The organism is Endozoicomonas sp. ALD068 (genome assembly GCF_049310145.1).
GTDB lineage: Bacteria > Pseudomonadota > Gammaproteobacteria > Pseudomonadales > Endozoicomonadaceae > Endozoicomonas_A.
The window spans coordinates 897,551-913,987 of the sequence record NZ_JBLYNU010000004.1; the positions used below are offsets into that span (position 1 = coordinate 897,551).

The window sequence follows — 16,437 nt, forward strand, 5'->3', positions numbered from 1 at the left end:
ATGAAATTAACTCAGCCTTGATGACTTGTTTGAGCGGTTGCCATAATCAACTCTCTCAAAAAATCCGGTAACGCTTCACCTGCCACTCAGGTGTCCAAAGTCGTCTTTTAGCTAACTCTGAGACTGGACATCTCAGATTCCGCTGGTGATAGTGGGGTAAATACTCAAATTGTACTCATTTTTAACCTGAATGAATTTCTCGAACGATTTAAATATCATGGAGTCTGCAAAATCTGAGTTTCTTTTCTAGAATGATCTTTTTATCTTTTCTTGAAGCTCCGGTATTTTATGACTATCGTTTTTATTCTGCCTGTCCTGCTTTTGTCGTGTAGTAGTCAGGCTTCAGTTCCTCTCACTTCATCATTCGTTTCCGGCTACAGCATCGATGCAATTCTTTCTTCTTTCTTGCCTCCCATTCGTCTACCAAAATCTAACGTTGCCCCGCTGTTGCTGTTACATAAGAGGAAAAAAGGTTCGATAATCAGTTTGCCTATCTCAGAAAGGGGTTGGCTGCAGCCGAATAAAGGTACGACGTTTACTGGCTATCCATTCCAATTAAACCGTTATAGCAACGAAAACAAGGAACAGTCTAAAACCGACGGTAAATCTCCACCACCGCAGCAAGAGCAACAAAGCAAAAAGCAAAGCGATAAAGGGCAAGGCAGTTCTGGCTCTTCAGGTTCCTCAGGCTCTGGTGCTGCATCAGCATCGGCTTCCGGTAACGATGAGGGTCATGTCAGGCATCTTGAAAAACTGAAAGAAATACTCAAGGCTGCTGAAAAGTCATTGAAAACAATGGATCAGAAAAAAAATATTGATGACTTTAATGCAGAATTGGAAAGACTGTATGCCAAATCCCCCAATCTTTTGAAGGAGAAGGGTTCCCTGGAGAGCGCTGGATACCGTTGGAAAGCGATTCTGAGTCTGCTTAAGCATCATTTTCCGGGGAAGCTGGAAAAAGGTGAAATGCTACACGTTTTAATTGAATACCCCAAGCTAGAAAGCCTGCCAGAAAATTTAATCAGATTATTTGCCGGACGTGCGTTTCCGCAGCTTGTTTTACCTGAAGGGATGCCCAAAGAGTTATTAATTGACACGATTCTGGATGTTGCTAGCCCGTTAACTCTGAAGCTTATGCAAACTTACATTGGCTTCCCTCAGTGTCTTCACCAACTGGTTGGGTTGTTTATAACCCAGCTGCCATTGATGGCAATAGGTGAGACTAAAAACTTTATTTTTCAGGAGCAAACAGGCCATGTTAACGTTTTTTCTATTCGAAAAAATACTGAAGGGCGTCATCGCGTTTTTGTGGTTGATAGTTTAAGTGTTTTTAAGCGTTACTACGAAGATCAAGTTTATTCGAACTTGGCGCATTTTGTCACTTTAGCTTTAACACTGGCGTTAAAATATCATGGTTTTACTGACTCCCGGTTTTATTTCCTGCCTGAGCGTCAGGCGAGTGGCTTTGGCTGTGAGTCATTCATGCTACACGATCTCGCAACATTGTTGGAAGCCCCCATGTTAGCTGGTAACGGTTATTATGCGGACAAAGCCCCCCTTAGTAATGACAATATGGTGAAGTTTTTTTTGCAAATAATGTATCAGGTGGATGCCGAACAACTTGGTCGATTGCGACTCAATGGGGAGATTAAATATTTTACAGACGCAGCAGATAAACCGGCATTTGATACCCATGACCTGAACATCCTTATTATTATGGCGCTCCGGGCTTGGGAGGTGTCTGGGCTGGAACCGGATTTGTTTAAATTTTATCAGTTGCTTCAGTTTCCCCAGAGGTTTGCACACCTGACCCAAGGGCAGCAGCGTCTAAAACGGTTGCTTGAGAAATTCCCTGAAGAACGACAAAAAGAGGTGGACCAGGTAGTTGATGCAACACGGGGCTTGTTGTCCGGCAATGGGGGAGTCTGCAATAGCAACATTAACCTGGCTGCTACTCTGCTGTGGATGAAAATGAATATTGAGTTGCTGGAAATCAACCAGCCCGGGCAGGAAGAGTAAACGGAATATCCGGAATTTCGCCATCAACGACTATTCACATCATGAGATTAACTCAGCCCTGATAATTTGGTCGAGTGGTTGCCATAAGCCACTCTCTCAAAATTCCGGAAACGATTTATAAGCCTCTTTATAACCAGCCGCCCAGATCCTTCCAGCGGTTGACGATAGAGCAAAATAGCTCGGCAGTTTTCTCTGTGTCATAACGGGCAGAGTGGGCTTCACCCTTGTCGAAATGAATCTCTGCGGCCTCGCAGGCTCTGGCCAGCACGGTCTGCCCGTATGCCAGTCCGGACAGGGTGGCTGTATCAAAGCAGGAGAAGGGATGAAAAGGGTTGCGTTTGATATCACAGCGCTCTGCTGCGGCCATCAGAAAGCCAAGGTCAAATGATGCATTATGACCCACCAGCACTGCCCGGTTACAACCCTGTTTTTTAACTTCCTTGCGCACTGTTTTGAAGATACCGTTCAGTGCCTGCTCTTCTTCTGTGGCAATGCGAAGCGGGTGGAAGGGATCAATACCGATAAACTCTATCGCCGCCTGTTCAATATTGGCGCCTTCAAATGGTTTGATATGGAAAGACTGAGGCTTACCGGGGTGCACATAGCCGCTTTCATCCATTTCAATGACCACAGCTGCAATTTCCAGCAGGGCATCGGTGGCGGAATTGAAACCTCCGGTTTCTACATCCACCACAACAGGCAAAAAACCACGAAAGCGGTTGGCCATCAAATGGCTATCATCGACCACGGAATCTCCTTAATTCATTCAGAGTCAGTGGAAAGTCAGCCTTCTGAGGGCTGACTTTCCGGTCTTCAGTGTTAGTCCTGGGTTTGTAAACGCCAGTTCAGGGTTTCGCCTGCACGCAGAGGAATCACCTGATTGTCGCCCAGGGGGATAGACTCTGGCAATTGCCATTCTTCTTTAATCAGGGTTACAGAAGCCTGGTTTCTGGGTAGACCGTAAAAATCCGGACCAAAGTGGCTGGCAAATCCTTCCAGTTTATCCAGTGCATTCATGCTCTCAAAGGCTTCAGCATACAATTCCAGAGCTGCCGGTGCGGTATAGCAACCTGCACAGCCACAGGAGGTTTCTTTTGCATCTACCGTATGAGGTGCAGAGTCGGTGCCAAGGAAAAATTTCGGATTGCCACTGGTTGCGGCTTCCAGCAAGGCCTGCTGGTGGCTATTACGCTTCAGGATTGGCAGGCAGTAATAATGGGGGCGAATGCCTCCTGCCAGCATATCGTTGCGATTGTAAAGCAGGTGGTGTGCAGTAATCGTGGCGGCGACATTGCTGTGGCTGCTTTTGACAAATTCGACCGCATCAGCGGTGGTGATGTGTTCCATGACCACTTTCAGGTCAGGGTGCCGAAGAGTAATGTCTCGCAGGTAACGATCAATGAAAACTTTTTCACGATCGAAGATATCAATGTCTTTGTCAGTGACTTCAGCATGTACCAGCAGCAGCAGGCCAACCTCAGCCATGGTCTTCAGACTTTCCTCAATATTGTTGATATCAGTGACACCTGAGTCAGAGTTGGTGGTCGCTCCGGCTGGATAGAGCTTCAGAGCTTTGACATCGCCTCTGGCCTTGGCTTCACGAACCATTTCGGGGGTGGTGTTATCCGTCAGGTAAAGTGTCATCAGTGGTTCAAACTGACTACCAGCAGGCGCATGCTCAAGGATTCGGGCCTTGTAAGCGGCAGCATCATCGGCGTCCAGTACCGGTGGACGCAGATTAGGCATGACAATAGCCCGGGTAAAGTTTCTGGCTGCTGAACGCACTGTTTCAGCCAGGGCTGCGTCGTCTCTCAGGTGGATATGCCAGTCATCAGGACGTGTCAGGGAGAGCTTTTCTTTCGCTATGGGCATTTGCGTCATCTTCTGAAGAGTACCTGTTCCGGAAAAGAAAGGTTGACTGCTAAGTAGCAACAGTTTAATCGTGTTTTTATCTTGAGTCCGCTAAATACAGCACGGGATGATCAAAAAAGCACGTGAATAAAATGGAGTAGATTGGAGAGTTCAGGAGACCCCCTTCACCGGGCTAGCATCGTATCTAAAATCATGCAGGCTTGGTAGTAATATTTGCCGTTCAGAGCATGCCCTTCGATCAATTTGCAGGACTTCAAAGGCGTTGATTTTCAGTTGTTTGCACATTTTCGGTCTTTATCAGTTCAGGTGAAGTGCTTTTGAGATTCCCCGGTCTGGAAAATAGGGAAGCATTCGAGAATAATGGTGTCCGCTCTGTGGCTATCGGAAGTCGGTTGGGTAATTTCCACATCGGGCTTTCAGAGTTAAGAGGTAGCCATAAAAAATGGGAATATTGAATTAATATGTAGATTTTTTGAATAAATATTGATTTTCAATTTTGGATCATCAATACTCTTCAATCAATCAGGTTTACCGTATCGGGAATTGGGAGTGCACGGTGAAAGAGATCAAAAAAGTGGTACTGGCCTATTCGGGTGGACTGGATACCTCAGTCATTGCCAAATGGCTGGAAGATACTTATCAGTGCGAAGTTGTTACATTTACTGCGGATCTGGGTCAGGGTGAAGAAGTTGAGCCTGCCAGGGCCAAAGCAGAGGCACTGGGCATCAAAGAGATCTATATCGAAGATTTGCGTGAAGAGTTTGTTCGGGATTTTGTGTTTCCGATGTTCCGGGCCAATACCATCTATGAAGGCGAGTACCTGCTGGGTACTTCTATTGCCCGTCCTCTTATTTCCAAGCGTTTGATTGAAATTGCCAATGAGACGGGAGCCGATGCTATCTCCCACGGTGCTACCGGCAAGGGTAATGACCAGGTGCGTTTTGAACTGGGCGCTTATGCTCTGAAGCCAGGTGTACAGGTAATAGCTCCGTGGCGTGAGTGGGATCTGAATTCCCGTGAAAAACTGCTGGCCTATTGTGAAGAGCACGGTATACAGGTTGAAAAGAAGAAAGGTAAGTCTCCTTATTCTATGGATGCCAACTTGCTGCACATTTCATACGAAGGTGGCATCCTGGAAGATCCATGGGCTGAAGCCGAAGAGGATATGTGGCGCTGGAGTGTAGCTCCGGAAAATGCCCCGGATCAGCCACTGTATCTTGAGCTGACCTATAAGAAAGGTGATATCGTTGCCATCGATGGTCAGGAAATGACGCCCGCAACCGTTTTGACTTACCTGAACAAGGTGGGTGGAGAGAATGGTGTGGGTCGTCTGGACATCGTTGAGAATCGTTATGTCGGTATGAAGTCCCGTGGTTGCTACGAGACTCCGGGTGGAACCATCATGCTGAAAGCGCACAGGGCAATTGAGTCCATTACTCTTGATCGTGAAGTGGCACACCTGAAAGACGAACTGATGCCCAAGTATGCGAAACTGATTTACAACGGCTACTGGTGGTCTCCCGAGCGTGAGATGCTTCAGAAGATGATTGATGAAAGTCAGGGTTGCGTCAATGGTGTCGTACGTCTGAAACTCTATAAAGGTAATGTAACGGTTGTTGGTCGTCAGTCTGATGACTCCCTGTTTGATGAGAATATTGCCACCTTTGAAGATGATGCCGGTGCTTATGATCAGGCAGATGCTGAAGGCTTTATCAAGCTGAATGCATTGAGGCTGAGAATTGCTGCCAATAAGGGGCGTAATCCTGGTTAATTGAGTGAGTAAAATGTTGCTTTTTGAACTCAGTTCATCACCCGCCCCCTACTTCGGGTGTCCTAAAGCTTTCTAAAGCTTTGGTTCCCATGCCCCAGAGGCTGTCGCAAGAGTGCGAGCAAGGCTGAGACAAGGCAAAAAGTGGCAAAAAAGCGCAGTTTACAGCGAGTAAATGAGCATTTTGAGCCACTTTTTAACGCGGTATCAGCGAAGCGCGGCACTTTTGCGACAGCCTCGAAAGGGCTAGATCAGGCCGTTACTTGTGCATTTTACCTTCTGGATTGCTGAATTCATCGTTCTGGACCGCATCAACATGTTTGCGTTTTCGATGCATTCTTTTATGACAACAAAGTGCTTGTGCATTGTCACAGATCTTTCCGCATGGTCGCAGTTGGCCATCTTTCCCAATCATCTTTTCGTAACAGGTTTGTTGCCCGGTGTGCTCTCTTCTTTTATGATCCGACAGGGCTTTAGGATTCTTGCAGACCGTCCCGCATAGCTGAGGCTGGCCATCCTTCCTGATCACTTTTACGTCACAGGTCTGTTGCCCGGTGTGTTTTATTTTTTTGTGATCCGTGAGGGCTCGAGAATTCCTGCAGACCGTTGCACATGGCCGCAGCCGACCATCTTCCCCGGGCACTGCTACATTACAGGTTTTTTGTCCGGTGTGATATCCGGCTTTGTGATCTGACAGGGCTTTACCGTTCTTGTAGATCCTTCCGCATGGTCGCGTCTGGCCATCCTCTCCGACCACGATTTCGGCACAGGTTTTTTGCCCGGTATGGCGTCTTCTTTTGTGTTCTGACAAGACTTGAACACTTTTACAGAGCACCCCGCATGGCTGCGGCTGGCCATCTTCCCCGACCGTGGTTACGTCACAGATTTTTTGCACGCCGTGGTTTCTTTTTTTGTGATCCCGCAGGGTGCGAGCATGTAAGCAGACCTTACCGCATGGTAGCGGCTGACCATCTTTTCCAGCCACGATCGCGTCACAGATTTTTTGCTGATGGTCGTATTTGTTTCTGTGACCCGATGAGTCTTGAGGGTTTTTGCAGACCGTCCCACAGGAATCAGGCTGGCCGTTCTCTCCGACCAGGGTTTCGCCACAGGTTTGTTGCCCGGTATGGTGACTTCTTTTGTGATCTGACAAGACTTGAACACTTTTACAGAGCGTCCCGCACGGCTGCGGCTGGCCATCTTCCCCGACCAGGGTTACGTCACAGGTTTTTTCCACGCGGTGGTATGTTCTTTTGTGTTCCCGCAGGGAGCGAGCATGTAACAAGACTCTTCCGCATGGCTGCAGCTGACCATCCTCTACGGCCACGATCGTGTCACAGATTTGTTGCCCAGAGTGGCATCTGTTTTTGTGTTCCGACAGGTCTTGAGCGTTCTTGCAGACCGTCCCGCATGGACCAGGCTGGCCATCCTCCCTGACCAGGGTCACGTCACAGGTTTTTTGCCCGGTGTGAAATTTGCTTTTGTGAGTCGACAGAGTTGGAGAGTTTTTGAAGATCTTTGCGCATGGCCGCAGATAACCATCCTCTGAGGCCACGATCTTGTTACAGATGAATTGCCTGTGGTGGTGCTTGCTTTTGTGACCCGACAGAGCCTTTTGGCAATGGGCAGTGGCTTCGAGAGCAAGGCAATCATTCTCTGGTATTGCCAGATCATCACTGACTGGTCCGGTAGATGCATTTGTATAGGCAGCCCCTGCGCTCATTGAGTCTAAAGCGAACCCATTCAGGGCGACCTCGTCCAGGGCGACCCCGTCTATAGGGTTGCAGTTATTAGCCGGGTTGACATCAATGTCATGCGCCTCTGTCTTAAATACTTTATCAGAATCAAATACTGGAGTGTCAGGGCAATTACCCAATAACCTGAAAATTGAGTTGTTTTGAGAATATGTAGTGTTTGGAGGATCAAAATAGTCCATGCAAATAAAACAGTATCCATTGACCAAATGAGAGCAAAAGCTATTTTCGGCTATCGAAACTTCTTCGATATCCAGCGTCCGTTCTGCGCGCCCCCCGGGATCGGATAATGGTCGGAATTGACAAACGCCATGACAGGGATGGATGAAACAATTTAAACCCAAAGTATGTGAGTCTTGATGAGGGCCTCGGTTACCGCCCCGATAGTCAGTATTCTGAGGGGCAATAAAAGAGCCTGCAGTGCGGGTGTTGGCTTGCGGAGCTTGCTGGTTGGACGATTCTGACGGCTGGTATTGATGTTGGTCGTGTCCGGAGCCAAACGTTACAGTAATGGCCTGATGCGGATGATCATGACTCGGCGCTTGTTGTTCTATGGCGTTAAACAGTGGTGAATCGGCGCTCCAATAGCTTTGCAAAAGCCAATCGACTAATGCAAGCACTTCTGGAGATAGCCGTGAAAAAGGGGATCTCAAGGGAGTCTTTTTGATGGTCAGGATCAGTTTGTAATCAACCAACATATGAGTGGCGAAAAGCAATGGCCAGGAAATCGACTCAATAAGGGGCGTTTTTACCCCATCACCATCGGGTCTCTGTGGTTTGTCATCGGGCGGTGAACCTGCTTCTGCATAGCCGCTTGAGTCGGTGATGTCTGATGATGAGCTGTGCCGTTCAAGCTTTATAGAGAGGCTCTGTTTTTGAAAGCCTGTATGCTGTTCAAACTCGACCAGCAAAGGTTTTGTCAGTGGTTTGGCCTGACAGATGGCAGGCAATGACAGGAACAGCAAAAATGGTGCTACAAAGAGTGGGTGTTTAATAATTCTATCCTTGCTATCCGGTTTCAGGAAGAAAAAATAGATCACCCTATGAAATAGAGTGTTGCAAAAAACCAGGTTCACATGCTCCAGCTCCGGGGCTCTGGGTTTCTCTCAAGTTGTCGATACAGGTTATTCTTTTCTACATTTCTCAAATTCACTTTTTGCAAATTGATAACCGGGAGCATCAGGAGCATAATAGAGTTCATTAAATAAGTCTTCGGTTTTAATCCTTGCTGACTCCCCAGACGTCCAGTGACCTTCAAATCTATCTTCACTGCCAGTTTGTGTTACTGTGAATAACACCTTACCCCTGTAGTAGACGAGATACCAAGTATCGCTATAGCCATCATGGATTGAGTAGTTACAATTTGAGTCAGTCACTTCCGGACCTTGTGAAATATCGGAAGGGTCAAGATGTTCAAGTAATTCAATGGCATTCCTGAATACCTGAATATCCGGGGTAGGGGATTCGACTTTATAATGCGCATCGTTTTCAATGAGAATAGTTATTAACGTATTCATGTGCTCTATGATTTCTGAAACAATGTCATCTGCTGTTGTGTTTGATTCATCAATTTCGATGTCAGGCACGGCGTTAGCAAGTGACTCAGAATACTCGTCTACTTCCTGTAACCTGTTTTTTTTCGCCTTTTGTCCTGTCGAACTTTCTGTGGAACTCAGCTTCTCTTCCTCACTACTATTGGATGCCTGTCGGAGTTTACAAACGCCATGACAGGAATCGACGTAACACTCCAAACCTAAAGTATGCTGGTCTTGTTCAGGGTCTTCTTTATCTTTGTTACATAAAGACGACAATAGTCTTTTGATAGAACCTGTAACATGGCTGGTTGCCCCTAGGGCTTGCCGACCCGATGATTCTGATGGTGGGTTTTGTTGGTTGCTTTGTTGTTTGTTTTGTCCTGGGAGCGTCATAGTGGTGATCGTAAACGGGTCATCCCGACTCAGTTGATCCATTGGGTTAAACAGCAATGAATCGGGGGTCCAATAGCTTTTTAAAAGCCAGCCGACAGCGACAAACACTTCTTCAGGTATCCATGAATAAGTTTTGCCCCTCAGGGCAGGGTTCCTGGTGTTCAGGGCCCATTCGTATGCAACCAGCACGTTAGAGGCGTAAAGCAATGGCCATGAAATAGACTCAATAAAGGTCATTGGTAGCCCGTAAACGCCAAGTTTGTGTGGTTTGTCATCAGGCGGCAAAAAAACTGCGTAGACATTTGTGTCGGGAAGGTGCTTCCGATTGTCCGGCAATGAAATAAGGCTGCGCTTAACAGAAAAGCTCTGAGTGTTCTGTTTATGCTCGACAACAAAATGTCTTGTTAACGACTCTGCCTGACAGATGGTAGACAAAGGCGAAAGCAACAACATCAGTGCAGCAAAGAACGTTTGTTTCAATGTTCGATCCATGTGTTACTGGTTTTATAGTTGGAAATTCCTGCTGTGTTGTCCATTGCAACGCTTTGGAATAGAGCTGTCTTGATCATCAGCCTTCTTATGCACCTGAACATTCACAGGAGTTGTTTGCAGTTTACCTGACTGCTCTGTTTTTTCCTTTGTTCCTCAAATTCCCTTTTTGCAGATTGGTAACCCGGGCCATCAGGTGCATAATATAATTCATTAAATAAGACTTCGGTTTTAATGCTTACTGAAATCCCACATGTAAGAGCAGATGCAAAGCTTGTTTTATTTGCAGTGCGTATTATAGCGAACAGCATCTTGCCTCTGTAATAGACGTGATAATAAGCATAGCCATCGATATCGTCATCGCTATCGCTATCACCATAGGCATGATTGAGGTGATAGGCATTATAGAAATCAATCTCTGGATAGAGACTAAACGGTTCCAAGTCTGTTGAAATATCGGAAGGGTCAAGTAATTCAAGTATCTCGATGGCATTCTCAAATGTCTGAATATCCGGAGAAGGGGAATTCGCGTTGGCATGCACATCGTTTAACGTGTGATTAAATATTAATCGATTAATGTGCTTTATGATTTGTGAGACAAGCACACCTGCTTTGCTCGCGACTTTTGCGACAGCCTCATGGATCTCTGGTTTAAGGGGATGTTCAGCTAGCTCACTACTATTGGATGATTGTCGGAGTTTACAAACACCATGACAGGAATTGACGAAACAATCTAAACCCAACGTATGCTGGTCTTGTTCAGGGCTCTCATTACCATCGTTAGAGCCAGACGACAGGGTGTTGGTGACAGAGCCTCTGACATGGCTGGTTGTCCCTGAGGCTTGCTGGCCAGATGATTCTGATGGCGGATTTTGTTTGTTGCTTTGTTGTTGGTCACTTTGTTGTTTGTTTTCTCCGGGGAGCGTCATAGTGTTGATCGTAAACGGATCATCCCGACTCAGTTGATCCCTCGGGTTAAACAGCAATGAATCGGGGTTCCAGTAACTTTTTAAAAGCCAGCCGACAGCGACAAATACTTCTTCAGGTATCCATGAATAAGGTTTGCCTCTCAGGGCAGGGTCCCTGGTGGTCTGGATCAGTTCGTATGCAAGCAGCACGTTGGTGGCGTAAAGTAATGGCCAGGAAATGGACTCAATAAAGGTCATTGGTAGCCCGTAACCCCCAGCTTTGTGTGGTTTGTCATCAGGCGGCAATAAAACTGTATAGCCTTTTGTGTCGGGAAGGTGCTTCCGATTGTCCAGCAACGAATTCAGGCTGCGCGTAACAGAAAAGCTCTGAGTGCTCTGTTTATGCTCGACAGCAAAACGTCTTCTTAACGAGTCTGCCTGACAGGTGGCAGACAAAGAGAAAAGCAGCAACAGGAATTTCGCAAAAAACGATCGTTTCATTATTCGATTCGTACATTACTGATTTTGGAATAAGGAAAGGTAGAGCAGGGCAGTGGCAATTCAAGAAAGTAAGTGTGTTTTGCCGTCAAAAACTAAATTCAGACATCACCGTTGTAAAAGTCTTTCTGAGCTTTGGTGACTTTTTTCAGATAGTTTCTTGATTCCTGTCTGGGGTGTTTGCGGGTGAGAGACCAATACGCTTCTTCTGGTTCCATCTCATTGAGGATTTCTATAGCCCGGGTGCGATTGGAATGGAAGGTTTTCAAAACATTGCCTGTTCCACCGTTGTAGGCAGAGATAATAGCGTAATGCTTTACCAGTGGATCTCTGACATTTTTCAGATAGCGGGTTTCAAGAAGGTGCAGATAAGCGGTGCCTGCATCAATATTGTTAAACGGGTTGAAAAGATAGTGTCTGCTGGGCTGTCCACTGCGACGTTTGACCAGCTTGAAAACATCTCTTCCTGCCGTTGATGGGATAATCTGCATAAGACCGTAGGCATTAGCATGGCTCACCGCGTAGGGGTTGAAACTGCTCTCTGTCCTCATGATCGCATAGATCAAACTTTCCTTAATCTTGTATCTTTGCGACATCTGTCGAACGATACCGGCGTATTGATACTGTCTTTTGATCATATGGTCGCCAACCAGATCAAGATCAACAGAGTAAACGGTACCCTTGCTGCTGGCACGAGTGGTTAACTGATGGTCGATCAGGTAGTCGGCAAACTGACTGGCCCGCCACTCCCAGCGTATGGGCTGCCCCTGATGGTCCACGACCTGTCCATAAAGCATGGGCTCTTCCCCGATGGGGACGGCTTTGTCGCTGAACAGGTCAACTTCATCAGGATTGTAAGGCGTCAGCAGGGTGACAATAATCGCTTGTTTCAGGTCTTCTCTATCCAGCGTTTCAACGTGAACCTTGCCCTGTTCGAAGTTAACAAATACCCGGGTGCGGTAATGGTTGGTGTATTTGACGTATTCCTTCCTGCTGGCACTTTTTTCGTCACCCCAGTTAACACGGGCCTCTGTTGACAGAATCCTGACCAGGGCTTCAAAGGCGATTACATCTTTCTGGATACTCTTGACGGCCTTAACCGTTGAGTAGACTTCAGCTGCAGGTCCACCCAACTCTCGAACCACAACATCAGTCGCATAGTTAACAGCTGAATGACTGGAGCAGCCTGAAAGCAGAGGGAACATCAGGCAGAGGGCAGCTATTCTCTGAGTCTTTTTGCTAGAGGTATCGGAAGGTTTTTCAGGATTGTCTGGCATTGACTGGTTCACTTCCCTGTGTTTTTTCCTTATCCCTGAAGTCCCCGGGATGCGCTTTTGTTCTGGATCATTTCGATTTTGTAGCCATCGGGGTCTTCTACAAAGGCGATCTCTGTCGTTCCGCCCTTGACCGGACCCGGTTCACGGGTGATCTTGCCACCGTTGGCACGGATGCTCTCACAGGTTGCATAGATATCATCAAAGCCAATGGCTATATGACCAAAACCCGTACCAGGGTCATAGTCACTGGTACCCCAGTTATACGTCAGTTCAATAACGGCCTGTTCTGATTCATCGGCATAGCCAACAAAAGCCAGAGTGTATTTGTATTGCTCGTTATCGTGCTTTCGAAGCAGTTTCATACCCAGGATATCAGTATAAAAAGCAATGGAGCGATCAAGGTCGCCCACTCGAAGCATAGTGTGGAGAAGTCTCACGGAAAGCTCCTGACATTGAGGTAAAGGAGTGTTGCAACAGAAGCCGCCATTTTATCGGAAACCCGAAGCAACAGACAGCGGGTTCGTTATATCCGTAACACAAAACCAGATAGTCTTTTATGAAGCCTTTGTATCGGGACTGGCTGAGATCCCCCGCAAGATCTATTTGGATGGCTTGGGAGTAATTCCTTTAATCGTTTTGCCATCCAGTTCACCACCTTTGAACTGAATCAGATAGTCTGAGCCGTTTTCTTTCTGATGCAGTTGCACAAGAACATAATCCCAGTCTTTGGCAAACCAGATCCAGGTCTCGCGGTCTTTATCTTCGCGAACCACTTTTACACGGGTCGTATTGAGTGGGCCGGCGGGTGTATTCAGTATTTCATCGGCTTCAATCACAAACCGCCTCTCGTAGACTTCATCATCCTCAACAATCGGGTAAACCAGCTCTTTTTTTTCAGCCTTCAAGTCCAGCCGAAGTTGAAGCTGGTATGAGAGAGGGTCCTGGGCGCCAGATTTAAATGAGATCTTTGATTGTTTCTCAGCCTGCTGCCAGGAGGCTTCCATGGATTTCCAGTCAAATCGGGCAGTTTTAGCCGGTTTGCTACCTATTCCCTTTCGCTCGTACTGGTAATCCTGGGGAAGTGCCTGACCCTTTTGTAGATTGAAGCGACTGGTTTCATCCAGACTGATGGAAGCAATGATGACCGATGCACTGGCCCCAAAATCCAGAACCCACTGGTCGCCCTCTTTTTTCAGACTGCGTGTACCTGAGCCACTGATACCGGAAACTTCCGCTTTATACTCCGCTGTGAATGGCTTTAACGTAGCTTCTGTGGGCTGTGCAATGGAGGGAGTGCTGGCGATCAAAAGGCCAGAAGCCAAAATGGCTGAGACGGTCTTGAAAGGGGTCATCAGGATAATTCCTTTTTAAGGGAATACCTCCTGCCAGGAACAGCGAGGTATTCACAGCTTATGGCCACTCATCAATGAAACCGTTTTTAATGCTCGAATCAACAAGAAAAGTCTAAAACGGAATCAGTTTGCCGTGGCGATACTTTTTTCAGATATACGATATCCTTGAGGGCCAAGCGGCTTTTTGTCAAGTAATATGGCATCGTTCTGGATTGTTATCCGGCCAGAAACAATCCAGTCTATAGCCTTGGGATAAAGGTGGTGTTCCATGACCTTGACTCTCTGTTCAAGCGTCTTCGCTGTATCAACATCAGTGATATCCAGCGTCGCCTGCATCACAACAGAACCACTGTCCAGCTCTTCCGTGACATAGTGAACCGATGTTCCATGCTCTTTGTCACCGGCATCCAGTGCTGACTGATAGGTATTCAAACCTTTATGCCTGGGGAGCAGGGAAGGGTGTATATTGATCAGTTTTCCCTGATAGCGCTTAACAAAAGCACGGCTGAGTATGCGCATATAGCCTGCAAGTACAACCAGGTCAGGTTTAAACTCATCAATACGTTGCACCAGCTCAAGATCAAATGATTCCCGGCTTGAGAAACCTTTGTGGTCAAGGCTAAAGGTGTCAAGCCCCGCTTTCCGGGCTCTCTCCAGGCCATAGGCATCAGGACGGTTGCTGAGCACCCCGACCACCTGATAGCAATACTGTTTCTGCTGATCAAGAATGGCCTGTAAAGTGGTACCACTGCCCGATAGCAATACGACGACTCGATGGTTATCCGTCATTTCCGCTCTCAAGATTTTTATCTGCTTTGGTAAAAGGCTTGAAGAACACTAGGAGCCTGACCGAGAATAGACTGCCCTACTGCGGCGGCAGCAAATTGGTCTAAAAATCCGCTTTTGTTCGTCAAATAGCTCGCTATTCTCCTCACAAAACCGAATTTTCATCCTCAATTTTCTGCCGTCCTCGCTACGGGCGCTATTCTCGGTCAGGCTCCTAGGAGCCTGTCGGACTTAAGACTGTCCTACTGCGGTCGCGATAAATTGGTCTAAAAATTCCTGCTCCCTCGTCAAATAGCTCGCTATTCTCCTCGGAATCAGAAATTTTTATCCTCAATTTCTCGCAATCCTCGCTACGGACGCTCAAGTCCGACAGGCTGCTAGGAAAATGTTGATCAAGCCTTTTTTTACCTTAACGGTAAACGACTTTGTCACCAGAACCTGATTCCATATGACCGATGATGAAGGCCTCTTCACCCAGTTCATTCAGTCTGGCTACGGCCTGTTCAGCCTGTAATTGAGGAACACAGACCACCATGCCAACACCGCAGTTGAAGGTCAGGTACATTTCTGACTGGGCAATGTTGCCCGCTTGCTGCAGATGTTTGAAAACTTCCGGGATTTCCCAGCTTTTGGTGTTAATGACGGCGACACAGCCTTCAGGAATAACCCTTGGCAGGTTTTCAGTCAGACCGCCGCCGGTAATATGTGCCATGGCATGGACTGGCAGTTCTTTCTGGAGCTGTAGTAAGGGTTTGACGTAGATTCGGGTTGGAGCCATCAGGGCTTCAGTCAGTGGCTTGCCATCAACTTCACTGCTCAGGTCTGACTGGCTGACTTCCAGAACCTTGCGGATCAGGGAGTATCCGTTAGAGTGCGGGCCGCTGGATTTCAGGCCAATCAGAGCATCGCCGGCGGCAACTTTGCTGCCATCAATGATATTGGACTTTTCAACGACACCAGTGCAGAAGCCCGCCAGGTCATAGTCTTCGCCCTGATACATACCGGGCATTTCTGCGGTCTCACCACCAATAAGTGCGCAGCCAGCTTGTTCACAGCCTGCACCAATACCGGTAACGACCTGCTCAGCAACGTCAATATTGAGTTTTCCGGTTGCGTAGTAATCCAGGAAAAACAGGGGCTCGGCACCAGAAACCAGCAGGTCGTTGACGCACATGGCCACCAGATCAATACCAATGGTATCGTGCCTGCCCAGATCCATAGCCAGTTTCAGCTTGGTGCCTACACCATCAGTGCCGGCAACCAGAACCGGCTCTTTATAACCTGATGGTATCTGGCACAGGGCACCGAAGCCTCCCAGGCCGCCCATGACTTCGGGACGTGAGGTGGCTTTGGCTACATGCTTGATGCGATCTACCAGGGCGTTGCCTGCCTGGATGTCGACACCTGCGTCTTTATAGCTCAGGGAAGAAACAGGGGAATTTGTATCGCGGTCGCTTTTGCTCATCGGAGATGTATCCGCACCGTGGAATCTAAAGTGGATTGATCAGAGCGCGCATTCTAACGTAACCCGAAAAAATCATAAAGCCGCCTGCTATTGCTCAGGTTTTATGGTTGGCCTCCTGTTGTTTTAGAAAGATTTTCTACAAAACCAGAAAGTTATGGCAAAATGAAGGGATAATCGGCTCCGGGCGTTTCGTCTGGGTAATTAGTACTCTTTACAAAGATATGCAGTCTTGTCGGAAGTCGCTGACATCTGTAAACCGGCCTTTGGCTGTATTGATGTTTATGACGGTTTGTTCACGAAGAGTGCCTGTTTTTGATTCCG

General features: G+C 47.3%; 12 protein-coding genes. 2 read left to right on the forward strand and 10 right to left on the reverse strand.

Features of this window, described 5'->3' with window-relative positions; translation table 11 throughout:
* Positions 1-786: 786 nt before the first annotated feature.
* The gene (locus ACO6V5_RS02515; protein WP_422134495.1) at positions 787-2,019 is read left to right on the forward strand and encodes a hypothetical protein; all 1,233 of its coding nucleotides are present in this window, start codon (positions 787-789) and stop codon (positions 2,017-2,019) included.
* 127 nt (positions 2,020-2,146) lie between these two features.
* Here the strand turns inward: ACO6V5_RS02515 and rnt are convergent, their stop codons facing one another.
* Both rnt and pyrC read right to left on the reverse strand, forming a co-directional pair.
* Positions 2,147-2,746 (reverse strand): ribonuclease T, encoded by a 600-nt coding sequence (rnt, locus tag ACO6V5_RS02520; RefSeq protein WP_317146564.1) that lies wholly within the window; start codon positions 2,744-2,746, stop codon positions 2,147-2,149.
* A gap of 92 nt (positions 2,747-2,838) precedes the next feature.
* Positions 2,839-3,891, reverse strand: a complete 1,053-nt coding sequence (pyrC, locus tag ACO6V5_RS02525; protein ID WP_422134494.1) for a dihydroorotase — start codon at positions 3,889-3,891, stop codon at positions 2,839-2,841.
* A gap of 556 nt (positions 3,892-4,447) precedes the next feature.
* Here pyrC and ACO6V5_RS02530 point away from each other — a divergent pair.
* Positions 4,448-5,662, forward strand: coding sequence for an argininosuccinate synthase (locus ACO6V5_RS02530; protein ID WP_422409325.1), 1,215 nt, complete (start codon positions 4,448-4,450; stop codon positions 5,660-5,662).
* Between the two features lie 256 nt (positions 5,663-5,918).
* Here ACO6V5_RS02530 and ACO6V5_RS02535 read toward each other — a convergent pair whose 3' ends face one another.
* From ACO6V5_RS02535 to purM, 8 genes are all read right to left on the reverse strand, one after another.
* Positions 5,919-8,489 carry a hypothetical protein gene (locus ACO6V5_RS02535; protein WP_422409323.1) on the reverse strand — a complete coding sequence of 857 codons (2,571 nt, stop codon included), beginning with the start codon at positions 8,487-8,489 and terminating at the stop codon, positions 5,919-5,921.
* 48 nt (positions 8,490-8,537) lie between these two features.
* Entirely contained in the window at positions 8,538-9,821 is a 1,284-nt protein-coding gene (locus ACO6V5_RS02540) for a hypothetical protein (RefSeq protein ID WP_422409321.1), read from the reverse strand.
* Positions 9,822-9,934: 113 nt separating this feature from the next.
* Entirely contained in the window at positions 9,935-11,239 is a 1,305-nt protein-coding gene (locus ACO6V5_RS02545) for a hypothetical protein (protein ID WP_422409319.1), read from the reverse strand.
* A 98-nt stretch (positions 11,240-11,337) separates the two neighbouring features.
* Positions 11,338-12,513 carry a membrane-bound lytic murein transglycosylase MltC gene (gene mltC / locus ACO6V5_RS02550; protein ID WP_422138462.1) on the reverse strand — a complete coding sequence of 392 codons (1,176 nt, stop codon included), beginning with the start codon at positions 12,511-12,513 and terminating at the stop codon, positions 11,338-11,340.
* Between the two features lie 29 nt (positions 12,514-12,542).
* Entirely contained in the window at positions 12,543-12,950 is a 408-nt protein-coding gene (gene gloA / locus ACO6V5_RS02555; protein ID WP_422134488.1) for a lactoylglutathione lyase, read from the reverse strand.
* A gap of 162 nt (positions 12,951-13,112) precedes the next feature.
* Positions 13,113-13,865, reverse strand: a complete 753-nt coding sequence (locus ACO6V5_RS02560; RefSeq protein ID WP_422409317.1) for a DUF3108 domain-containing protein — start codon at positions 13,863-13,865, stop codon at positions 13,113-13,115.
* Positions 13,866-13,988: 123 nt separating this feature from the next.
* Complete coding sequence (purN, locus tag ACO6V5_RS02565; RefSeq protein ID WP_422134486.1) at positions 13,989-14,654, reverse strand: phosphoribosylglycinamide formyltransferase; 666 nt, start codon at positions 14,652-14,654, stop codon at positions 13,989-13,991.
* Between the two features lie 406 nt (positions 14,655-15,060).
* A complete protein-coding gene (purM, locus tag ACO6V5_RS02570) occupies positions 15,061-16,116 on the reverse strand; it encodes a phosphoribosylformylglycinamidine cyclo-ligase (RefSeq protein ID WP_422134485.1) in 1,056 nt (351 codons plus the stop codon).
* Between the last annotated feature and the right edge of the window lie 321 nt (positions 16,117-16,437).